This is a genomic window from Actinosynnema mirum DSM 43827, assembly GCF_000023245.1.
Taxonomy (GTDB): Bacteria; Actinomycetota; Actinomycetes; order Mycobacteriales; family Pseudonocardiaceae; genus Actinosynnema; species Actinosynnema mirum.
Genome location: NC_013093.1, coordinates 1 through 21,144, shown reverse-complemented (window position 1 = coordinate 21,144; position 21,144 = coordinate 1). Strand labels below are relative to the sequence as shown.

Below are 21,144 nucleotides of genomic sequence, written 5' to 3'. Positions count from 1 at the left end.
CCGGAGCTGCCGGGAGGGCCCTTCGCCGTCTGAGCGGACGCGGAACGGCCTAGCGGCGCGCCGCCGCGGCCAGATCCCTCATGTTGCGCTCCAGGCCGCCCACGACTGCCTCAGGCACCTCGTAGCCGCACACCGCCAGCCAGTTGGCCAGCATCCGGTGGCCGCCGTCGGTGAGCACCGACTCCGGGTGGAACTGGACGCCCTCGACGGGCAGCTCGCGGTGCCGCATCCCCATGACGACGCCGCCCTCGGTCCGGCAGGTCACCTCGAACTCGTCGGGGATCGTCTCCGGCAGCACGGTCAGCGAGTGGTAGCGGGTCGCGGTGAACGGCCGCGGCAGCCCGGCGAGCACGCCCGCGCCCTCGTGGTGCACCACCGACGTCTTGCCGTGCAGCAGCTCGGGCGCGAGGTCGACGGTCGCGCCCCACACCGCGCCGATGGCCTGGTGGCCGAGGCAGACGCCGAACACGGGGACGCCCGAGTCGGCGCACCAGCGCACGACGTCCATGCTCCGACCGGCCCGGTGGGGCGTGCTGGGACCGGGGCTGACCAGCACCCCGCCCGCCGCCGCGACGTCCTCGGGACCGACCTCGTCGTTGCGCTTGACCACGCACTCGGCGCCGAGCTGCGCCAGGTACTGGACGAGGTTGTAGACGAAGCTGTCGTAGTTGTCGACCACCAGCACGCGCATGGCGCCAGGGTAGCCGTGAGGAACCTCTCGCCGGTACTGAACTAAGGCCCACCTAACCTTAAGGTATGAGTCGTTCCCTGCGCGTCGCCGTGGTCGGCGCGGGCCCCGCGGGCATCTACGCCGCCGACATCCTGACCAAGTCCGACGCCGAGGTCTCCATCGACCTGTTCGAGCGGATGCCCGCCCCGTACGGTCTGATCAGGTACGGCGTCGCTCCCGACCACCCCCGGATCAAGGGGATCGTCAACGCGCTGCAGAAGGTGCTCGACCGGCCGGAGATCCGCTTCTTCGGCAACGTCGAGTACGGCGTGGACGTGAAGCTGGAGGACCTGAGGCAGCACTACGACGCCGTGATCTTCTCGACCGGCGCCGAGAAGGACCGGGCGATGGACGTGCCCGGCATCGAGCTCGACGGCAGCTACGGCGCCGCCGACTTCGTCTCCTGGTACGACGGCCACCCGGACGTGCCCCGGACCTGGCCCCTCACCGCCTCGCAGGTCGCCGTGCTCGGCGTCGGCAACGTCGCGCTGGACGTCGCCCGCGTGCTGGCCAAGACCGCCGACGAGCTGCTGACCACCGAGATCCCCGACAACGTCTACGAGGGCCTGAAGTCCAGCCCCGTCACCGACGTGCACGTGTTCGGCCGCCGCGGCCCGGCGCAGGCGAAGTTCACCCCGCTGGAGCTGCGGGAGCTGGACCACTCGCCCAACGTCGAGGTGATCGTGCACCCCGAGGGCATCGACTTCGACGAGGGCAGCATGGCCTCGATCCGGTCGAGCAAGCAGGTCGAGATGGTCGTGAAGACGCTGCAGGAGTGGGCGCTGCGCGACGTCGGCGACCGGCCCCGCAGGCTGCACCTGCACTTCCTGGAGGCCCCGGTCGAGGTGACCGGCGAGGACGGGAAGGTCGTCGGCCTGCGCACCGAGCGCATGGAGCTGGCGGGCGACGGCAACGTGAAGGGCACCGGCGAGTTCACCGACTGGCCGGTGCAGGCGGTGTACCGGGCGGTGGGCTACCTGTCCACGAGCCTGGTCGACCTGCCGTTCGACACCGCGTCCGGCACGGTCCCGCACGCCGGGGGCCGCGTGGTCGACCTGGACGAGCAGCCGCTGCCGGGCGTGTACGTCACCGGCTGGATCAAGCGCGGCCCGGTCGGCCTGATCGGCCACACCAAGGGCGACGCGCTGGAGACCGTCACGAACCTGCTGGCGGACGCCGACGCGCTGCCCGCCTGCCAGTTCCCCGAGCCGGACGCGATCGTCCGGTTCCTGGAGCAGCGCGCCGTCCCGTTCACCACGGTGGAGGGCTGGCTGAAGCTGGACGCGCACGAGAAGGCGCTGGGCGCCGAGCGCGGTCGCGAGCGGGTCAAGGTCGTGGACCGGGAGACGATGACCTCGGTCTCCCGGTCCTGACGATCACGTTCCGGTGATCACGAGCTGACGGTCGCGAGCCGACGGTCACTGCTCGGTCGTCACCTGGTTGAACGGGAGCATCGGCTCCGCCCAGGGGAAGACGACGAACATCAGCAGCGCCACCACCCCGGCCACCAGCACGACGGCCTCGAGGACCCGAACCGGCAGGGGGCCGGGGAGGTGGCGCCAGATCCAGGAGTACACCTCACTGCTCCTTGAGCTCGGGGGGCAGGAAGCCGTCCGACTTCGGGTAGTGCTGGGCCAGCGTCGCGTGCACGATCAGCCGCTGCTTGTCCGAGAAGCGCGGGTGGCACGTGGTCAGCGTCATCAGCGACTTCAGCTGGTCCTCGGGGACCTGGGCCTCGTTGTACGGGACCTCGTTGATGACCTCGCCCGCCGAGGGCAGCACGATCTCCTGGCCCTGGGTCTTGGAGTACGGCCCGCTGAGCGGCGCGACGTCCTTGCACCTGGGGTCGGACGCGCGGGAGGCCCACCCCGCGACCTCGCTGTTCTTCGGCAGCATCCGGTAGACGAACCAGGACGCCTGGGTCTCCACCACGATCGCGTCGCACGAGCTGAGCAGGTCGAGGTCGTTGAACGGCGAGCCCTTGCCGACCCGGTGGCCCGCGACCGCGAAGTTGCCCTTCTCCCCCGGCAGGGCGGTGCCCTTGTAGTGGCCGGGGCCGGTCTCCAGGTCCTTGTCGGTGGTGCCCTCGACGATGGAGAACTTGTAGTCCGCCCCGAACACCGGGATGTAGATCTTCGCGAACGCCTTGCCGTCGAGCAGGTCGTACTTGACCTCGCGCTGCGGGTCGGCCGCGACGGTGTTCGAGTCCTTCCACTCCTCGTCCAGCGCCGAGGTGACGTCGTCCTGCTTGCCCGCGGAGATCAGGTCGGTGACGTAGACCTCGTAGACCACGAACAGCAGCACGACGAGGCCGAGCGTGATCAGCGCCTCGCCGGTGCCCCGCACGACCTTGCGCAGCGGGCCCTCGGGCGGGTACTCCGGCTCGTGCCGGTCCGCCCCGGCGCGCTCGTCCCGGTCGAGGTCGTCCCGGTCGAGGTCGTCCCGGTCGAGGTCGTCCTGCGGGTCCTCGTAGTCGTCCCGGTCGTCCTCGAACCTGGGGATGACCTCCGTGGGAGGCTCGACGGGCCTGCGCGGCGCGCGGTGGCGCGGCGGCGCGACGGGCCGTCCCGGCGGCGGGGGCAGGCTGCGCCCGACGGGCTGCGCGTACTGCGTGGGCGCGTCGCCGACCGGCCGCAGCACCTGCGTCGCCTCGTCCTGGGGCGGGCGCTGCTGGGAGTGCCGGGGGCCGCGCGGCGCAGGCCGGGGGCCCTGCGGCGGCCTGGCGACCTGGGTGGTCGGCTGCTGCGCGGACCAACCGCCGCCCTGGGGCGGGGTGGGCGGGCCGCCTGGTCCACCACCGGACGCCTGCGGGGCTGGGAACGGCCTCGGGCGCTGAGCGTGCGGCGGCTGTCCCGACGGTCCGCCGCGCGTCGCGGGCGGGTCGAAGCTCACCTGAGAAACCTCCCGGCCATGACTCCAGTCCAGCACAGTGCTTCTAGGACCTGCTCGGTTACGTTAACGTGTTCCCCCAGCGGTGGGCGTTAACTGACGCGCCCACCCAGGCCTATCCACCGTCAGGCGAGGACAGCCATGCCCAAGTCCAAGGTCCGCAAGAAGGCCGTCTACACGGCGCCTGCCGATCGACGCACCCCGGTGAAGGTCAAGGCAGCAGGTCCTTCGCACCCGTTCTACATCACGGTGATGCTGGGTGTCATGCTGCTCGGCCTCGCCTGGTTGGTGGTCAACTACATCGCCGGCGAGAAGATCCCGGTGATGATGGACCTCGGGTCGTGGAACTTCGGCATCGGCTTCTCGCTGATCATCGTCGGCCTGCTGATGACGATGCGCTGGCGCTGACCGGCAGGCGTGGCACAGCACTCCGGAGGGGCCGGGCGCACTGCGCGCCCGGCCCCTCTCACGTGTCCGGCGCGACCTGACCGGGTGAACAGCGGGTGACCGGAGCGCGGGGGCGCGAGTCATCCCCAATGGGGACAACTCCTGTGGACAACTTTGCGCCAAATCGCACAAGCGCCGGTCCAGGGCGGGAGTTGTCCACAGCCCCGTCCCGGAGTGCGGGACACTCACGGGTGTGACGTCACCTCCACCCACCCGGTCCTGGGCCCCGAATCCCGCGTTCGTGGCCCTCGCGGGAGCACTGGCCGTAGTCGTGCTGGTGCTGCTGCTCATGTCCCCCGACGCCCCCTCCCGCGTGATGCTCGGCCTGGCCGTCGCGCTGCTGGGGTGGATGTCCCTGCAGGGCGCGCTGGTGCGCCCCAAGCTGGCCGTTGATGAGACGGGTCTGACCGTGCGCGGGTTGCGCCGGGAGCACCACATGGCCTGGCACGAGGTGAAGGTGCGCCTGCAGAGCACCCGGAGGCTGGGGCGCGTGGTGCGGACCCTGGAGCTGGACTGGGAGCGGGGCGAGGACGAGCGCCTGGTGGTGCTCACCCAGCTCGACCTGGGCGCCGACCCGCAGGACGTGGCCGAGGTGCTGCACGCGCTGCGGCCGTGAGCCCGCCGACGACCCGGCCGCCCCTCCCGGCCCGATCAAGCTCAGCCCCGGACGGGTGAGCGCCGAGTGGCGCTCATCACCGTTCCCGGTATTCCACAGGTTCCGCTCCGCCTGTGGACAACTGCCCCGCCGCGTCCGGTCGTCCGCACCGGGCGCGGTCGGGCCGGGGGCGACACCCCCGACCCCCGCTCCCGTTTCAGGTGAACTTCCGGTGTCCCGGTCGTCGGGGTCCCGAACCGCTCGCGGGGCTCAGCCCACGAGCACGGCGGTGCGGACAACGGTGAGCACGACCAGCGCGACGGCGAACGCCACGACCGAACCCGCCTGCCACCTGGCCCGCTGCGGCCCGCGCGGCGCGTAGACCAGCGCCGCGGTGACCGCCGCGCCGACCGCGATGCCGCCCAGGTGCCCGAGGATCGAGATGTTGGGCAGCGAGAAGCTCAGGAACACGTTGATGGCGATGATCGCCAGCACCGGGGTGGCGTTGAGCCGCCGCCTGAGCAGCACGACGAGCAGGGAGCCCATCAGGCCGTAGATCGCGCCCGACGCGCCCGCCGTGAGGGAGACGACCTCCTCGAACAGGTACACGGACGCGCTGCCGCCCAGCAGGGACAGCAGGTAGACCGCGAGGAACCTGGCGCGCCCGAGCACGGGCTCCAGGTCGCGCCCGAGGATGTACAGCGAGGCCATGTTGAGGCCGATGTGCGTGACGCCCAGGTGCAGGAAGCCGGACGTGACCAGGCGCCACCACTCGCCGAGCGCGACGAAGTAGGGGACGAGCGCCCCCTCCTGGGTCACGTCGCTCTGGAAGACGTCCCGGTCGGTCACGCCGCCGCCGAGGTAGGCGGTCAGCGCGAACAGCGCGAGGTTGACGACGATGAGCACGGGGACCACGAGGAGCCTGCGCCCCGTCGAGGCGTGCGTGGCGCCCTCCACCGTGCGGGCCTGCCGCGTGGTGCGGGCCCCCTCGGTGACGCAGTCGACGCACTGGAAGCCCACGGCCGCCTCGCGCAGGCAGTCGGGACAGGCGGGGCGTTCGCACCGCGCGCACAGCAGGCCGGTGGCCCGATCGGGGTGTCGCGCGCAGGCCGCTTGGCCTGGTTGCGCCCCGATCGGGCCGCCGGGTGGTACCGGAGTGCCTGCCACTAGACCTTCTCGATCGCGACCTTCTCGATGACGACGTCCTTGACCGGGCGGTCGGCCGCACCGGTCGGACCGTTCTCGATCGCGTCGACGACGTTGCGGGAGTCCTGGTCCGCGACCTCGCCGAAGATCGTGTGCTTGAAGTTCAGCCACGAGGTCGGCGCGACCGTGATGAAGAACTGGGAGCCGTTGGTGTTGGGCCCGGCGTTCGCCATCGCGAGCAGGTAGGGGCGGTCGAACTTGAGCTCCGGGTGGAACTCGTCGGCGAACTTGTAGCCGGGGCCGCCGCGACCGGTGCCCGTGGGGTCACCGCCCTGCAGCATGAAGCCTGCGATGACCCGGTGGAAGATCGCACCGTCGTAGAAGGGCCCGCTGGCCTCGCCCTTCGCGTTGGCTTCGGTGTACGCCTTCGTGCCCTCTGCGAGGCCCACGAAGTTCGCCACCGTCTTGGGGGCGTGGTCGGGGAAAAGGTTGATCTTGATGACGCCCTGCGAGGTGTGCAGGGTCGCCGTCACCTTGCGCCCGACGAGCGATTCGTTGCTGTCTGCCACCTCTCCATCGTGCCATCTGCGGGCGCTGTGGTTGGGGAAGGGGCAGGATGGGTATTGCCGAAATGTGACTGTCCGACAGCTTGTGGAGCGCGATATGGATGAGGTAGACGCCATGACCCGAGCAGGCGAGTCGGCGGGCAGGGCAGTGGGAACGGGTCTCCGCGCCGCCCGCCGAGGAGCGGTTCGCGCTGGTCACGCCAGTGCTGACGCCGCCTCCCAGTGGGCTGGGAAGCTCGAGGGCAAGCTCGCCGAGCGCGGGGTGACCGCCGACCACGTGCGCGGCGTCGTCGCCGATCGCGCCGGCCTGCTCGTCGAGCGTGCCGAGCAGGTGGAGAAGCAGACCAGGCGCAGCCGCCGCAAGCTCGCGAAGAGGGCCAAGGCGGTCCGCAAGGACGTGGCGAAGGCCACCGAGCGGGCCCGCAAGGAGGCCGGTGTCCGCGCCAAGGACATCCGCAAGGCGGCGAAGCAGGCGCGCAAGGAGTTCGGGAAGCCCCAGAAGTCCTCGCGCAAGTGGCCCTGGGTGCTCGGCCTGCTCACCGCGGGCGCGGTCGCGGGCTGGGTGGCGCTGAACAAGCGCCCGCAGGAGGTGCTCCTGGAGGAGGAGGCCCCGCTGCACCCGCTCAACGGCGACATCCCGTCCTCCGGCACGACCGACCGGGACGCCGCGTCCCGCAACGGCCGGGTCACCGAGCGGAGCTGACGCCCCGAACCCACCACGAACCGCGAGCGCCCGTCCTCCAAAGCAGGGGGACGGGCGCTTCGCGCGTTCCTGGCGGCCTGGTTCAGCCCGCCAGGCCCTGGACGACCAGCTTGGCGATCTGCTTCGCCTTGATGGTCTGCTTCTGGTTGCTGGTGATGACGACGGCGTCCCCGGCCTTGGCGACCGCGTACACGGCGCCCGCGTCGGTGGCCATCGACCCGCCCTCCCAGCCCGCGGGCTCGGTGGCGGGGTTGGAATCGGCGATCGGCGCCGCCTCGTTGACCAACGCCTTGGCCGTTGTGGCGTCACCCCGGTACACCCGAACGGTCAACTGGATCTCAGTCGCGTTCGCGTAGAAGAAGCACGCCGGGTTCGTTTCGTCGCTCGACAGCATCACCTTCGGCACCAGCTGCCCGTTGGCCTGCGCGACGTCGGACTTGTCCAGATAAGGGCAGGTGCCCTCGACCGCCGGTTCGGGCGCCGGGGGCGGCCCGCTGGGCGTGGAGGACGTGGTGACCTGCGTTGACGCGGGCTGGGATGCCTGCGCCGAGGTCCCACCGGAGCTTTCCTGTCCCCCGCACGCGGTGAGCGCGCCGAGGATCAGCAGGGAGGGCAGCAGTCGCTTCATAGCGCGGCAAGTCAACCAGATCGCCGACAGACCCCAGACAGCGAATCGACAGCGTGACGATCTAGGCACGTAACGTGAAGACCGTTAGCTTGTCCTTACCTGCCACTCGCCCCTGCCAAGTGAGGACTGAATCGAAATGAGCTTGTTGGACCGTGGTCGGGAGCAGATCCTCTCGATCTTCCGGATCGTGATCGCCTTCTTCATGATCTGCCACGGAGCCCAGAAGGTCTTCGGCGTGCTGGGCGGCAAGGGCGGCTTCTCGCCCCTGAACTGGCCCTCGGGCCCCGCGGGCCTCATCGAGGTCGTCGGCGGTGCGCTCGTCCTGATCGGTCTCTGGACCCGCGTGGCGTCGATCATCGTCTCCGGCGCCATGGCCTACGCCTACTTCGTCGTCCACCAGCCGATGGGCCTGCTCCCCATCGAGAACAAGGGCGAACTGGCGGCGGTCTACTCGTGGGCCTTCCTGCTCCTGGCCTTCACGGGTCCGGGCGTCTGGGCGGTCGACACCATCCTGGCCTCCAGGAAGAAGAACGCGGAGAACCGGGAGCTGGCGAACGCGGCAGCCTGACAGCACGACACCTCAGCACCAACTGACAAGGGCGTCAGCGAGGAACCAGGGCCCGCACCCTCCCGGCCGGGGGTGCGGGCCTTTCCACGTGCGAGGGCGGCCCTTCCACGTGCACGGGAAAAGCGGTGCTGTTGATCACAGAACAAAAAAACCCCGACCCGAATGGGATCGGAGCGAAGAAAACACCCTGCGGGCACGACTACCGCAGATCAGGACCACCGCAGGGGGTCCGGGGGCGAAGCCCTCCGGGCGGGGTCCGGGGGCCACACCCCGGTGAAATGACGAAGGCCGACCCGGTTCGCGCTCTCCGCGAACACAGATCGGCCTCGGCCGAGTGGAGACGAGGGGAATCGAACCCCTAACCCCCGCCTTGCAAAGGCGGTGCTCTGCCAATTGAGCTACGTCCCCTCGCGGGGGGCGGCAGAACGAACCGCCCTCGCGGTGTCAGTTGGCCGGAGCAGTGGCCTCGCGCCACAGGTCAGCGTCGGCCTTGGCCGCACGACTGCGCTTGACGAAGAACAGGACCGCACCGGCGACTGCGACAAGTGCGATGATCTTCTTCACAGTGTTCCCCTCTGAGCAATCCCTGGATACATCCGGTGGGCCTAGGAGGACTTGAACCTCCGACCTCTTCATTATCAGTGAAGCGCTCTAACCGCCTGAGCTATAGGCCCTCGGGGCAACGACGAGAAGACTACAACACGACCCGCCGTTGCCCCAAATCGGGGTCACTCACGCTCGGAGAGCGTGACCTCCAAGCCGCCTGCGAGATCGGCCGAGACGTTGTAGACGAAGGCGCCCACGGTGGCCAGCGCGGTGAACAGGACGATGTTGACCGCGCCCACGATGGCGGACACGCCGAACACCCGACCCGCGCTGATCAACGGGTCACCGCTGGCCTCCTCGCTCTGGAGGAGGTCGTTCGCGGTGTTGTTGATCTTGTCCCACACGCCCATGCCGTTCAGCACGCCGTACAGCACGCCGACCGCGACCAGCCAGACGAAGAACAGCGCCACGCTGAGCACCAGCGCGAGCTTCAGGACCGACCACGGGTCGACCCGCTTCACCTGCAGGCTGGCCCGCCGGGGTCCCCTGCCGGGACGGCGCGCCGAGGACGACGCCTGCGGCCTCGACTGGGTGCCCAGGTTCACCGCTGTGCGCGGCGCCGCCGCCGCCGCGGCAGCCGCCGGAGCGGCGCCGGGCGGGACCGGCTTGGCCACCGCCACCGTGTCCTGGTCCAGCGACGGGAAGACCGGCGACGCCGGGGCCCCCGCCTCGGCGGGCTTCACGTCGTCGCCCGGCCCGACCTGGGCGGCCTCGCTGTAGCCGCCCTCGCTGGTCGACCGCTGCCACGGCGGGGGCGTCACCGCCACCGTGGGGCTCTCGTCCACGGGCTTCTCCGCGGGCTTCTCCGGGGCCTTCGCGGCCTCCGGAGCGGCGGCGGGCACGGCGGTGGTCACGACCTCCTCCGGCTTCTTCTCCGGTTCACCCGATGACGCGGCTGCCGCCTCGGGCGCCTTGGCCGCCTCGACGCTCGGCCGGGTGATCACCGCGGTCTTGTCCGCGTCCCGGTCCTCTTTCTCGGGTGGAGTCACGAGCTGTCCTCAACCTCTCGTCGTCCGCGCTGCTTCAGTTGGCAGGCTCGATCGCCTGATCATCCTCTTCACCGGTGGAGACGTCGGCGGGCTCGTCCGCGTTGCGCGCGACCGCGATCAAGGTCGACTTCTCCCCGAGGTTCATCAAGCGAACGCCCTTGGTCTGCCTACCCGCTTTGCGGATCTCCTTGGCGCTGGTCCTGATGACCCCGCCCGCGGAGGTGATCGCGTACAGCTCGTCCTCGACGTCGACGATGAGAGCTCCCACAAGCCTCCCACGCCTGCGGTCGTGCTGGATCGTCAGCACGCCCTTGCCGCCCCGCCCCTGCACCGGGTAGTCCTCGATCGGGGTGCGCTTGGCATACCCACCGTCGGTGGCGACCAAAACGAAGAGCCCTTCCTGCACCACGCCCATCGACAGCAGCTCGTCGTCGCTGTTGAAGCGCATCCCCTGGACGCCGGAGGTCGCGCGGCCCATCGGGCGCAGGACGTCGTCGCTGGAGTGGAACCGGATGGACTGGCCGTCCTTGGACACCAGCAGCAGGTCGTCGCCCTCGCCGGTGAGCACCGCGCCGACCAGCTCGTCCTCCTCGCGGAGGTTGATGCCGATCAGGCCGCCGGAGCGGTTGGAGTCGAAGTCCGACAGCTTGGACTTCTTCACCAGGCCGTTGCGGGTGGCCAGCACCAGGTACGGCGCGGCCTCGTAGTTCTTGATCTGGATGACCTGGGCGATCTCCTCGTCCGGCTGGAACGCGAGGAGGTTCGCCACGTGCTGGCCGCGCGCGTTGCGGCTGGCCTCGGGCAGGTCGTAGGCCTTGGTGCGGTACACCCGGCCCTTGTTGGTGAAGAACAGGATCCAGTCGTGCGTGGAGCACACGAAGAAGTGCTGCACGATGTCGTCCTGCTTGAGCTGCGCGCCCTGCACGCCCTTGCCGCCGCGCTTCTGGGCGCGGTACAGGTCGGTCTTGGTGCGCTTGGCGTAGCCGGTCCTGGTGATCGTGACGACCACGTCCTCGACCGCGATCAGGTCCTCCATGGACACGTCGCCGTCGAACGGGACGATCTTGGTGCGCCGGTCGTCGCCGTGCTTGTCGACGATCTCCAGCAGCTCCCCGCGCACGATGGCGCGCTGCCGCTCCGGCTTGGCCAGGATGTCCTTGAGGTCCGCGATCTGGAGCTCGATCTCGGCCAGCTGGTCGATGATCTTCTGGCGCTCCAGGGCCGCCAGGCGGCGGAGCTGCATCTCCAGGATCGCGTTGGACTGGACCTCGTCGACGGACAGCAGCTCCATCAGGCCCGAGCGCGCCGACTCGGTCGTGTCCGACCGGCGGATCAGCGCGATGACCGCGTCGAGCTGGTCGAGCGCCTTGACCAGGCCGCGCCAGACGTGGGCCCGCTCCTCCGCCTTGCGCAGCCGGAACTTGGTGCGCCGGACGATGACCTCGATCTGGTGCTTCACGTAGTGCCGGATCATCTGGTCCAGGCGCAGCGTGCGGGGCACCCCGTCCACCAGCGACAGCATGTTCACGCCGAACGAGTACTGCAGCTGGGTGTGCTTGTAGAGGTTGTTCAGCACCACCTTCGCCACGGCGTCGCGCTTGACCGTGACGACGATGCGCATCCCGGAGCGGCGGTTGGACTCGTCGGCGATGTTCGAGATGCCGTTGATCTTCTGGTCGCGCACCAGCGACGCGATGTTCTCGACCAGGTTGTCCGGGTTGACCTGGTAGGGCAGCTCGGACACGACGAGGATGGTGCGCCCCTTGGCGTCCTCGTCCATCTCGACGACCGCGCGCATCTTCACCGAGCCGCGACCGGTGCGGTAGGCGTCCTCGATGCCCTGGGTGCCGAGGATCTGCCCGTAGGTCGGGAAGTCCGGGCCCTTGATGCGGGCGATCATGGCCTCCAGGGTCTCCTCGTCGGAGGCCTCCGGGTTGTCCAGCGCCCACACCACGCCCTCCGCGACCTCGCGGAGGTTGTGCGGCGGGATGTTGGTGGCCATGCCGACCGCGATGCCGGACGAGCCGTTGATGAGCAGGTTCGGCACCCGCGACGGCAGGACGGTCGGCTCCTGGATGCGGCCGTCGTAGTTGTCGCGGAAGTCGACGGTGTCTTCCTCGATGTCCGCGAGCATCCGCATGGCCAGCGGCGTGAGGCGGCACTCGGTGTACCGCATGGCCGCCGCCGGGTCGTTGCCCTGGGAACCGAAGTTGCCCTGGCCGTCGATGAGCGGGTACCGCATCGCCCACGGCTGGGCCAGGCGCACGAGGGCGTCGTAGATCGCCGAGTCGCCGTGCGGGTGGTAGTTGCCCATCACGTCGCCGACGACGCGGGCGCACTTGTTGTAGCTGCGCTCGGGCAGGAAGCGGGAGTCGAACATCGAGTACAGCACGCGCACGTGGACCGGCTTGAGGCCGTCGCGCACGTCCGGCAGCGCCCGTCCCACGATCACGCTCATCGCGTAGTCGATGTACGAGTTCTGCATCTCCTGCTGGAGGTCGCGCGGCTCGGTGCGGTCGCTTCCGCCGCCGATCGGGGGCAGGGTCGTCTCGCTCACTGTTCTTCTTTCCTGGGAGAGGACAACGGGCTACGGGCGGGGCGGGTCACACGTCGAGGAAGCGGACGCCCTTGGCGTTGCGGGTGATGAAGGACCGGCGGGCTTCCACGTCCTCGCCCATCAGCACGCTGAACAGCTCGTCGGCCGCGGCGGCGTCGTCCATCGTCACCTGGAGCAGCACCCGGTTGGCCGGGTCCATCGTGGTCTCCCACAGCTCCTCGGCGTTCATCTCGCCCAGGCCCTTGTAGCGCTGGATGTTGTCGTCCTTGCCGATCTTCTTGCCCGCGGCGAGGCCCTGCTCGATCAGGCCGTCGCGCTCGCGGTCGCTGTAGGCGTACTCCGGCTCGGCCCGCAGCCACTTGATCTTGTACAGCGGCGGCTGCGCGAGGTACACGTGCCCGTGCTCCAGCAGTGGCCGCATGAAGCGGAACAGCAGGGTGAGCAGCAGGGTGCGGATGTGCTGGCCGTCGACGTCGGCGTCCGCCATCAGCACGACCTTGTGGTAGCGCAGCTTGCTGACGTCGAACTCGTCGTGGATGCCGGTGCCCATCGCCGTGATGATCGACTGGACCTCGGTGTTCTTGAGCACCCGGTCGATGCGGGCCTTCTCCACGTTGATGATCTTGCCCCGGATCGGCAGGATCGCCTGGTACATGGAGTCCCGGCCCTCCTTGGCCGAGCCGCCCGCGGAGTCGCCCTCCACGATGTAGACCTCGCACTCCTCCGGGTTGGAGGAGCGGCAGTCCTTGAGCTTGCCGGGCAGGCCGCCGATGTCCAGGGCGCCCTTGCGGCGCACCAGCTCGCGCGCCTTGCGGGCGGCGATGCGGGCCTGCGAGGACGAGACCGCCTTGGTGATGATGGTCTTCGCCTCGTTGGGGTGGCGCTCGAACCAGTCCGCCAGGTGCTCGTTCGTGGACTTCTGCACGAACGACTTGGCCTCGCTGTTGCCCAGCTTGGTCTTCGTCTGGCCCTCGAACTGGGGCTCCTTGAGCTTCACCGAGATGATCGCGGCGAGGCCCTCGCGGATGTCGTCGCCGGTGAGGTTGGCGTCCTTCTCCTTGATGAGCTTCTTGTCGCGCGCGTACTCGTTGACCACTCGGGTCAGCGCGGCGCGGAAGCCCTCCTCGTGGGTGCCGCCCTCGTGCGTGTTGATCGTGTTGGCGAAGGTGTACACCGACGGCGTGTAGCCGGTGTTCCACTGCATCGCGACCTCGACCTCGAGGTCGTCGCCCTTGGCCTCGAAGCTGACCACCTTCTGGTGGACGGCCTCGCGCGTGTGGTTGAGGTGGCGGACGAAGTCCTCCAGGCCGCCGGGGTAGTGGAAGACCCGCTCGCGGACCTTGGCCACGTGGCCCTCGGCGTCGGCCTCCTCGGCGCCCTCCTCCGCGACCCGCTCGTCCCGCAGGACGATGCTGAGCCCCTTGTTGAGGAAGGCCATCTCCTGGAGCCTGCGCGAGATGGTCTCGATGTTGTAGTCGGTGGTCTCGAAGATCGTCGGGTCGGCCCAGAACGTGATCGTGGTGCCGGTCTCGGACGTCGGGACGCCCCGCTGCAGCTCGTGCGCGGGCTTGCTGGCCTCGAAGCGCTGGTTCCACGTGAAACCCTGGCGCTTGACCTCGACGTCGACTGCGGTGGACAGCGCGTTCACCACGGAGATGCCGACGCCGTGCAGGCCGCCGGACACCGCGTAGGAGTCGCTGTCGAACTTGCCGCCCGCGTGCAGCTTGGTGAGCACGACCTCCAGGGTCGGCTTGCCCTCCACCGGGTGGAGGTCGACCGGGATGCCGCGGCCGTCGTCGACGACCCGGACACCACCGTTCGCCAGCAGCGTCACCACGACCTTGGAGGCGTAGCCCGCCATCGCCTCGTCGACGGAGTTGTCCACGACCTCCTGGATCAGGTGGTGCAGACCGCGCTCCCCGGTGGAGCCGATGTACATGCCGGGGCGCTTGCGGACCGCTTCCAGCCCTTCCAGCACGGTGATCGACGACGCGCCGTAATCCTTCTTCTGGGCTGCCACGGGCCTGGTGTCTCCTCGAACTGGAGCGACAGGGATGCCGCAACTCTGCGGCAGATTGGTAACGCTTACCCAAGAGTCTACCGGGGCACACCGACAGGAGTGCATCAAGGACGCACCTCAGTTGCTCACAGAAGCCCGGAAGCGACTCACAGCGAGGGGCGACCGCCAACCCCTGCTCCGGGAAGCGCTGCCGCCCGCTCACCGCGCCACAGGATCGACGCTGCGGACCGCCCTGGGCTCACCCGTAGGTGTCGCGCGGACCACGCCCTGAAACGTGCCTGGGGCCGTAGCGCCAGCTTGGCGCGGCGGGCCCCAGCACCTTGAGCCGCTTGACGACGTTCGGGCCCAACCCGGCCGCGATCTTCTTCAGCAGCTCCCGCTGGAGCAGTCGCAGCTGCGTCGCCCACGCCGTCGAGTCGGCCTGGACGGTCAGCTCGCCGTCCTCGAACGACACCGGCTGCGCGTGCTCGGCGACGTCCTCCCCCACCAGCTTCGGCCACTGCGCGATGACCTGGCCGCCCCTGAGCTTCTCCGCCCACCCCCGGTCGGCGGCGATCCGGGACGCGAGCCTGCCGAGCGGCTGCGGGTCGCGGTCGTCCGGGCCGGGACCGGACCAGGTGCGCCTGCGCCTGCGCGCGGCGGCCCCGCCGGTGGCGCGCCTGCTCCGCACGCCGCGCGCCTTGTTCGCCGCGCGGGCGGCCTCCAGCGCGGCGCGGGCGAGGTCGGAACCCCGCAGAACACCCTCAGGAGCGGGTTGAGGTGTGGAAACTCCCCCGGAAGTGGGCGAGTTATCCACACTATCCACAGGTTTATCCCCAGGTGTGGATCGAGTCACACCCGTTCGGTCTAGCGGCGGCTCAGTCACGCCGCACCTCCCCGTGGCCGACGTGGAACCGCGCGGCGTCCAGCTCCTCGGGCACGTCCTCGGCGACGGCGGCGGTGATGAACACCTGCTCGGCCGCCGCGGCCACCTTCGCCAGCTGCCGCCGCCTGCCCCGGTCCAGCTCGGCGAACACGTCGTCGAGCACCAGCACCGGCTCGGCACCCTCCTCGCGCAGCAGCTCGTACGCGCCCAGGCGCAGCGCGAGCGCGAACGACCACGACTCGCCGTGGCTGGCGTAGCCCTTCGCGGGCAGCTCCCCCAGCGACAGCTCCAGGTCGTCCCGGTGCGGGCCGACCAGGCACACGCCCCGGTCGATCTCCTGCGGGCGCAGCCGGTGCAGCTCGGCGAGCAGCGCGTCCTCCAGCACCTCCCGGTCGTGCGTGCCGGGGAACGCCTCCCCCAGGCTCGACCGGTAGGACAGCAGCGCGGGCCGCGACTCGGGGGCCACCTCGGCGTACGCGGCGGCGGCGTGCGGGGCGATCGCGGCGACCAGGTCGAGCCTGGCCGCGAGCAGCTCGGCCCCGTGCTTGGCCAGGTGCCCGTCCCACACGTCGAGCGTGCCCAGCTCCGCCGACCGCACCGAGCGCACCGTCTTCAGCAGCGCCCCGCGCTGCCGCAGCACCCGCTCGTAGTCCGAGCGCACCCCGGCGTACCGGGGCGCCCTCAGGGTCAGCAGCTCGTCCAGGAACCGCCTGCGCTCGCCGGGGTCGCCCCGGACCAGCGACAGGTCCTCCGGCGCGAAGAGCACCGTGCGCAGGATGCCGAGCACGTCGCGGGGCCGGGGAACCGGGCCGCGGTTGACCCGCGCCCGGTTCGCCCTGCCCGGAGTGATCTCCAGTTCGACGAGGAGCTCGCGCCCCTCGTTGACCACCGCCGTCCGGACGACGGCGCGCTGGGCGCCGCTCCGGATCAGCGGCGCGTCCGACGCCACCCGGTGCGATCCGAGCGTGGCGACGTAGCCGAGCGCTTCGACCAGGTTCGTCTTGCCGTGGCCGTTGCGACCGACCAGCACGTTGACCCCCGGCTCGAAGGCCAGGTCCGCGTGCTCCCACGACCGGAAGTCGGTCACCTGGAGGTGCCGGACGTACAACTCGGGGTCAGCCCTGCGTGCTGCCGGAGCCGGAGGACGGGCCCGCGGACTGCACGGCGTGCCCGCCGAACTGGTTCCGCAGCGCCGCCACCGCGCGCATGGCGGGCGAGTCGGACTGGCGCGACGCGAAGCGGGCGAACAGCGCGGCGGAGATCACCGGCGCGGGCACCGCGTGGTTGATCGCCTCCTCGACGGTCCACCGGCCCTCGCCGGAGTCCTCGACGTAGCCGCGCAGGTCGTCCAGCTCCGGGTCCGAGTCCAGGGCGTTGACCAGCAGGTCGAGCAGCCAGGAGCGGACGACGGTGCCGCGCTGCCACGCCTTGATGGTGGCGGGCACGTTCTCGACCAGCTCCGAGGCCTCCAGGAGCTCGAAGCCCTCGGCGTACGCCTGCATCAGGCCGTACTCGATGCCGTTGTGCACCATCTTGGCGAAGTGGCCCGCGCCGAGCTTGCCCGCGTGCGCGAAGCCCTCCTCGCGCGGCCCCTCGGGGCGCAGCGCGTCGAAGATCGGCATGGCGCGCTCGACGTCGGCCGCGTCGCCGCCGACCATCAGGCCGTAGCCGTTCTCCAGGCCCCAGACGCCGCCGGACACGCCGCAGTCGAGGTAGCCGATGCCCTTCTCGGCCAGCTTGGCGGCGTTGAGGGCGTCGTCGGTGAACCGCGAGTTGCCGCCGTCGATGACGAGGTCGCCCTCGCTGAGCACCTCGCTCAGCTCGGCGACGGTGTTCCTGGTGATCTCCCCGGCGGGGACCATCACCCAGACCACCCTGGGGCCGGTCAGCTTGGCCGCGAGGTCGGCGAGCGACGTGGTGTCGCTGACGTCCGGGTTGCGGTCGTAGCCGACGACCTCGTGACCAGCGCGGCGGACCCGCTCGCGCATGTTGAAGCCCATTTTGCCGAGGCCGACGATTCCGAGCTGCACGGTCGTTCTCTCCCTGATCGAGTAGATCCCCGCTGAGTGGATCAGCCGGGCAGGCGGACGGGCATGAGCAGGTACACGTAGCCCTCCGCCACCTCCCCATCCTCGTTCACGGGCTTGAGCAGTGCCGGCCTGCTGGGTGTGGTGAACGACAAGTGCGCCCTCGGGGTGCGCACGGCCTGGAGGCCCTCCAGGAGGTACGTCGGGTTGAACGCGATCGTCACCGGGTCGCCCTGGTAGTCGACGGGCAGCTCCTCCTCGGCGCTCCCCTCGTCGTCCCCACCGGCCGAGAGCTTGAGGCCGGCGTCGCCGAACTCCAGCCTGACCTGCGTGCCGCGCTCGGCCACCAGGGACACGCGCTTGATCGCCTGGACCAGGGTGTCGACGCTGATGATCGCGGCGGCGGAGTGCTCGCTGGGCAGCAGCTGGCGGTACTTGGGGAAGTCCGCGTCGAGCAGCCGGGTGGTGGTGCGGCGGCCGTTGCCGGACAGGCCGAGGAGGCCGTCGTTGGCGGCGAGGGACAGCTCGATCTTCGCGCCGGACGCGCCGAGCGTCTTCGCGGAGTCGTTGAGCGTCTTGGCCGGGACGAGGACGGCGACGTCGCCGAGCGTCTCGTCGGGGGTCCACTCGAACTCGCGCATGGCCAGCCGGAACCGGTCGGTGGCGACGAGGACGAGCTTGCCGTCGGCGATCTCCAGCCGGACGCCGGTGAGCATCGGGAGCGTGTCGTCCTTGCCCGCCGCGACGGCGACCTGGGCGACGGCCTCGCCGAAGACCTCGCCGGGGAGCTCGCCCGCGAGCTGCGGCATGGACGGCAGCGCCGGGTAGTCCTCGACCGGCATGGTCGGCAGGCTGAACTTGGCGCTGCCGCAGGTGATGGTCATCCGGGCGCCGTCGACGTTGATCTCGACGGGGTGGTTCGGCAGCGCCTTGGTGATGTCGGCCAGGAGCTTGCCGGAGACGAGGGCCTTGCCGCCGTCGGAGATGGTGGCCGGGACGCCGCACTGGGCGGAGACCTCGTAGTCGAAGCCGGAGACGGTCAGCGCGTCGCCGGAGCCGTCCTCCGCACCCGCGTCGAGCAGGACGCCGCCGAGGACCGGGACGGGCGGCCTGGACGGCAGGCTGCGGGCGACCCAGGCGACGGCGTCGGCCAGACCGTCGCGCTCGACGCGGATCTTCATGGGGCGTCCTTCCTCGGTGCGGCACAGCGGGAGGCGCAACTGGAGCTGTTGCGATCGGGGTGTCCTGGCACGGGTCGCCCCCTGGGGTCGGTGTCCCTGTCCGGACTGGCCTCGACCCCGGGGACTTCAGGCTCACCACCGTAGAGCGTCGACCGACCGCCCGTCACCTCGGGGCCAGGCCCGATCGACCACCGATCGACCGAGCCCTCCCGCCCTCCCCGCCGCCTGTTTTTCAGTTCTTCTTCTCTTCAAGGGAGAGAACAGCAACAGCAGTAGGGCCTGTGGAAAGTGTGGATAACCGCCGTTTTCGCAGTTCAGAGGTGGTGACCCCCTGTTGATAACCCGGGGATGAACCCGGGGACAACTCGGCGTCCCCGGGGATAACTCAGATGGTCCGACCATCGGTCCACAGATGCGGTCGACTTATCCCCGGGCTCATCCCCGGGTTTGGGGGTAGTTATCCCCGGGTTCTCAACAACCCCTCGGTAACTCTATGTTGGAATCCCCACACCACAGAGTGACGATTCGTGGAATCAGAGCAGACCCACAGTAGAAAATTCCTCCGGTTGAGAATTTTATTCCGAATATGCAGTTGTCTGTGGATAACTCTGTGGACAACTCGCGGCCGTCCGATGCGCTCGAACCAGCGCTCCCACCTGCGGAAACGCCAAAAGCACCGGAAAAGCGAAATGGGCGCCCCTCCTCGTGGAGAAGCGCCCATCGGTAGCTCTGAAGCGGTGAACGGTAGTTTTCAGTACGGAATACCGGCCTGCGGCGGGGGCTCAGAAGGCCCAGGTCAGGTCGGATCGACCGGGGGGGCCACCAGGTAGCGCGAGCGCTGCTTGATGCGCGAGGTGAGCTCCTGGACCTGGTCGTAGATGCGCCTGCGCTCGGCCATCTCCTTGCGGATCTTCTTGTCCGCGTACATGACCGTGGTGTGGTCCCGGCCGCCGAACGTCTGCCCGATCTTCGGCAGCGACAGGTCCGTCAGCTCGCGGCACAGGTACATGGAGATCTGCCTGGCCGTGGACAGCACCTTGGTCTTGCCAGGGCCGCACAGGTCCTCGATGGTGACCTCGAAGAACTCGGCGGTCACCGCCATGATGGTGGGCGCGGTGATCTCCGGGACGTGCGAGTCCGGGATCAGGTCGCGCAGCACTATCTCGGCGAGCTGGACGTCGACCGGCTGCCGGTTCAGCGACGCGAACGCCGTGACCCGGATCAGCGCGCCCTCCAGCTCGCGGATGTTCCGCACCACCCTGGCCGCGATGAACTCCAGCACCTCGGCGGGCGCCGCCAACCGGTCCTGCGCGGCCTTCTTCCGCAGGATCGCGATCCGCGTCTCCAGCTCGGGCGGCTGGATGTCCGTGATGAGGCCCCACTCGAACCGCGTCCGCAGCCGGTCCTCCAGGGTCTCCAGCCGTTTCGGCGGCCGGTCCGAGGACACCACGATCTGCTTGTTCGAGTTGTGGAGGGTGTTGAAGGTGTGGAAGAACTCCTCCTGCGTCCCCTCCTTGCCCTCCAGGAACTGGATGTCGTCCACGAGGAGGACGTCGATGTCCCGGTAGCGGCGCTGGAAGGCGACCTTCCGGTCGTCGCGCAGCGAGTTGATGAAGTCGTTCGTGAATTCCTCGGTCGACACGTAGCGGACCCGCATCCCGGGGAACAAACGCTGCGCGTAGTGCCCGACCGCGTGGAGCAGGTGCGTCTTCCCCAGACCGGACTCGCCCCAGATGAACAAGGGGTTGTACGCCCTGGCGGGAGCCTCGGCCACCGCGACCGCCGCCGCGTGGGCGAACCGGTTCGAGGCGCCGATGACGAAGGTGTCGAAGTTGTACTTCTCGTTCAACCGGGTCTGCGAGGACGCCGGGTTCGCGGGCCGGGTGAACGGCGTCCCGCTCGGCGGGGTCGGCTGACCGCCCGCGCCCCTGGAGAACTTCGGCCAGATCTCGTTGACGGTCGCGAGCGTCTCGCGCTCCTCGTCGCCCTCCTCCGGCTCGGCGTCCGACTCCGGGCTCTCCGCGGGCGCCTGCGCGTTCGCGGGCTGCTCCAGCGGGAGACCGGTCGGGGCCGGGGGCGGCGGACCTGCGGGGCCGTCGGCCTGACCGCCTATGGGCAGCGAGGTCTGGCCGTTCGGGCCGACCGGGCCGAGCACCTGCTGGCCGAAGGTGATGCCGTGCGCGACGCTCGGCGGGACCGGCGGCATGGGCACGGGGATCGGGGTCGTCGGCGGGCCGCTCGCCATCGGCGGCTCCGGCGAGTCCACCTTCACCGCGAGCGAGACCGCGCGGCCGAGCCTGCGGGACAGCGCGGCCGTGATGGGCTCGCGCAGGGCCCGCTCGATCGCCTCCTTGGCGAAGTCGCTGGGCGCCGCGAGCAGGGCCGTCCCGTCGAGCAGGCCGATCGGTCGGGTCACCCGCATCCACGCGCGCTGCTGCGGGGACAAGGTGCTGGACGAGAGGGCGCTGTTCGCCAGCTCCTCCACCACCTGCTCCCACACGAGACCCAAGTCGGCCTGGTGGTCGGACACCTCCGCGCTCCCCTCCCCTCGCACTCCCCCTGTGGAAGACCCCGCACGGCGGGGAGCGTCCACACGTGGACCCGGAGAATAGAGGTATCCACAGAGT

General features: G+C 69.9%; 19 protein-coding genes, 2 tRNA genes and 1 pseudogene. 5 read left to right on the top strand and 17 right to left on the bottom strand.

Features of this window, described 5'->3' with window-relative positions:
• Positions 1-49 precede the first annotated feature (49 nt).
• Complete coding sequence (locus AMIR_RS00100) at positions 50-691, bottom strand: aminodeoxychorismate/anthranilate synthase component II (protein WP_012782657.1); 642 nt, start codon at positions 689-691, stop codon at positions 50-52.
• 65 nt (positions 692-756) lie between these two features.
• Here AMIR_RS00100 and AMIR_RS00095 point away from each other — a divergent pair, with 65 nt between their 5' ends.
• Positions 757-2,103, top strand: coding sequence for an FAD-dependent oxidoreductase (locus AMIR_RS00095; RefSeq protein ID WP_012782656.1), 1,347 nt, complete (start codon positions 757-759; stop codon positions 2,101-2,103).
• A gap of 45 nt (positions 2,104-2,148) precedes the next feature.
• On the opposite strand, the gene AMIR_RS39855 is transcribed toward AMIR_RS00095, so the two are convergent.
• Positions 2,149-2,307, bottom strand: coding sequence for a hypothetical protein (locus AMIR_RS39855; RefSeq protein WP_012782655.1), 159 nt, complete (start codon positions 2,305-2,307; stop codon positions 2,149-2,151).
• A 1-nt stretch (position 2,308) separates the two neighbouring features.
• The gene (locus tag AMIR_RS43020) at positions 2,309-3,622 is read right to left on the bottom strand and encodes a class E sortase (RefSeq protein WP_342626576.1); all 1,314 of its coding nucleotides are present in this window, start codon (positions 3,620-3,622) and stop codon (positions 2,309-2,311) included.
• 138 nt (positions 3,623-3,760) lie between these two features.
• Between AMIR_RS43020 and crgA the strand changes: the two genes are divergently transcribed.
• Positions 3,761-4,027 (top strand): cell division protein CrgA, encoded by a 267-nt coding sequence (gene crgA / locus AMIR_RS00085; protein ID WP_012782653.1) that lies wholly within the window; start codon positions 3,761-3,763, stop codon positions 4,025-4,027.
• A gap of 232 nt (positions 4,028-4,259) precedes the next feature.
• The gene (locus tag AMIR_RS00080; protein WP_012782652.1) at positions 4,260-4,682 is read left to right on the top strand and encodes a PH domain-containing protein; all 423 of its coding nucleotides are present in this window, start codon (positions 4,260-4,262) and stop codon (positions 4,680-4,682) included.
• Positions 4,683-4,931: 249 nt separating this feature from the next.
• Here AMIR_RS00080 and AMIR_RS00075 read toward each other — a convergent pair whose 3' ends face one another.
• Positions 4,932-5,681 (bottom strand): rhomboid family intramembrane serine protease, encoded by a 750-nt coding sequence (locus AMIR_RS00075; RefSeq protein WP_240438772.1) that lies wholly within the window; start codon positions 5,679-5,681, stop codon positions 4,932-4,934.
• Positions 5,682-5,827: 146 nt separating this feature from the next.
• A complete protein-coding gene (locus AMIR_RS00070) occupies positions 5,828-6,376 on the bottom strand; it encodes a peptidylprolyl isomerase (protein ID WP_012782650.1) in 549 nt (182 codons plus the stop codon).
• 112 nt (positions 6,377-6,488) lie between these two features.
• Here AMIR_RS00070 and AMIR_RS00065 point away from each other — a divergent pair, with 112 nt between their 5' ends.
• Positions 6,489-7,076 carry a hypothetical protein gene (locus AMIR_RS00065; protein WP_143760595.1) on the top strand — a complete coding sequence of 196 codons (588 nt, stop codon included), beginning with the start codon at positions 6,489-6,491 and terminating at the stop codon, positions 7,074-7,076.
• A gap of 82 nt (positions 7,077-7,158) precedes the next feature.
• Here the strand turns inward: AMIR_RS00065 and AMIR_RS00060 are convergent, their stop codons facing one another.
• The gene (locus AMIR_RS00060) at positions 7,159-7,704 is read right to left on the bottom strand and encodes a DUF2020 domain-containing protein (RefSeq protein ID WP_012782648.1); all 546 of its coding nucleotides are present in this window, start codon (positions 7,702-7,704) and stop codon (positions 7,159-7,161) included.
• Positions 7,705-7,840: 136 nt separating this feature from the next.
• Here AMIR_RS00060 and AMIR_RS00055 point away from each other — a divergent pair, with 136 nt between their 5' ends.
• Positions 7,841-8,272, top strand: a complete 432-nt coding sequence (locus AMIR_RS00055) for a DoxX family protein (protein WP_012782647.1) — start codon at positions 7,841-7,843, stop codon at positions 8,270-8,272.
• Positions 8,273-8,607: 335 nt separating this feature from the next.
• On the opposite strand, the gene AMIR_RS00050 is transcribed toward AMIR_RS00055, so the two are convergent.
• The 11 genes and pseudogenes from AMIR_RS00050 to dnaA form a co-directional block, all read right to left on the bottom strand.
• Positions 8,608-8,680, bottom strand: a tRNA-Ala gene (locus tag AMIR_RS00050).
• Between the two features lie 45 nt (positions 8,681-8,725).
• Positions 8,726-8,836: pseudogene (locus AMIR_RS40850) on the bottom strand (DLW-39 family protein); the annotation flags it as partial.
• Between the two features lie 36 nt (positions 8,837-8,872).
• Positions 8,873-8,946: transfer RNA gene (locus tag AMIR_RS00045), tRNA-Ile, on the bottom strand.
• Positions 8,947-9,000: 54 nt separating this feature from the next.
• Positions 9,001-9,867: a DUF3566 domain-containing protein gene (locus AMIR_RS38585; RefSeq protein WP_012782645.1), complete on the bottom strand. Its 867-nt coding sequence runs from the start codon at positions 9,865-9,867 to the stop codon at positions 9,001-9,003.
• Between the two features lie 34 nt (positions 9,868-9,901).
• Complete coding sequence (gene gyrA / locus AMIR_RS00035) at positions 9,902-12,424, bottom strand: DNA gyrase subunit A (RefSeq protein ID WP_012782644.1); 2,523 nt, start codon at positions 12,422-12,424, stop codon at positions 9,902-9,904.
• Positions 12,425-12,470: 46 nt separating this feature from the next.
• Positions 12,471-14,444: a DNA topoisomerase (ATP-hydrolyzing) subunit B gene (gene gyrB, locus AMIR_RS00030; RefSeq protein WP_012782643.1), complete on the bottom strand. Its 1,974-nt coding sequence runs from the start codon at positions 14,442-14,444 to the stop codon at positions 12,471-12,473.
• A 238-nt stretch (positions 14,445-14,682) separates the two neighbouring features.
• The gene (locus tag AMIR_RS00025; RefSeq protein WP_012782642.1) at positions 14,683-15,114 is read right to left on the bottom strand and encodes a DciA family protein; all 432 of its coding nucleotides are present in this window, start codon (positions 15,112-15,114) and stop codon (positions 14,683-14,685) included.
• A gap of 187 nt (positions 15,115-15,301) precedes the next feature.
• Entirely contained in the window at positions 15,302-16,417 is a 1,116-nt protein-coding gene (gene recF, locus AMIR_RS00020; RefSeq protein ID WP_012782641.1) for a DNA replication/repair protein RecF, read from the bottom strand.
• 7 nt (positions 16,418-16,424) lie between these two features.
• Positions 16,425-17,357 (bottom strand): phosphogluconate dehydrogenase (NAD(+)-dependent, decarboxylating), encoded by a 933-nt coding sequence (gnd, locus tag AMIR_RS00015; RefSeq protein ID WP_118948139.1) that lies wholly within the window; start codon positions 17,355-17,357, stop codon positions 16,425-16,427.
• A gap of 23 nt (positions 17,358-17,380) precedes the next feature.
• Positions 17,381-18,517 carry a DNA polymerase III subunit beta gene (dnaN, locus tag AMIR_RS00010; protein WP_012782639.1) on the bottom strand — a complete coding sequence of 379 codons (1,137 nt, stop codon included), beginning with the start codon at positions 18,515-18,517 and terminating at the stop codon, positions 17,381-17,383.
• Positions 18,518-19,313: 796 nt separating this feature from the next.
• A complete protein-coding gene (gene dnaA / locus AMIR_RS00005; RefSeq protein WP_012782638.1) occupies positions 19,314-21,047 on the bottom strand; it encodes a chromosomal replication initiator protein DnaA in 1,734 nt (577 codons plus the stop codon).
• Between the last annotated feature and the right edge of the window lie 97 nt (positions 21,048-21,144).

What these genes read in the sequence shown, in the direction of transcription:
- AMIR_RS00100 (WP_012782657.1), bottom strand. Translation starts at nt 691, where the DNA reads ATGCGCGTGCTGGTGGTCGACAACTACGACAGCTTCGTCTACAACCTC.
- AMIR_RS00095 (WP_012782656.1), top strand. Translation starts at nt 757, where the DNA reads ATGAGTCGTTCCCTGCGCGTCGCCGTGGTCGGCGCGGGCCCCGCGGGC.
- crgA (WP_012782653.1), top strand. Translation starts at nt 3,761, where the DNA reads ATGCCCAAGTCCAAGGTCCGCAAGAAGGCCGTCTACACGGCGCCTGCC.
- AMIR_RS00065 (WP_143760595.1), top strand. Translation starts at nt 6,489, where the DNA reads ATGACCCGAGCAGGCGAGTCGGCGGGCAGGGCAGTGGGAACGGGTCTC.
- AMIR_RS00060 (WP_012782648.1), bottom strand. Translation starts at nt 7,704, where the DNA reads ATGAAGCGACTGCTGCCCTCCCTGCTGATCCTCGGCGCGCTCACCGCG.
- AMIR_RS00055 (WP_012782647.1), top strand. Translation starts at nt 7,841, where the DNA reads ATGAGCTTGTTGGACCGTGGTCGGGAGCAGATCCTCTCGATCTTCCGG.
- dnaN (WP_012782639.1), bottom strand. Translation starts at nt 18,517, where the DNA reads ATGAAGATCCGCGTCGAGCGCGACGGTCTGGCCGACGCCGTCGCCTGG.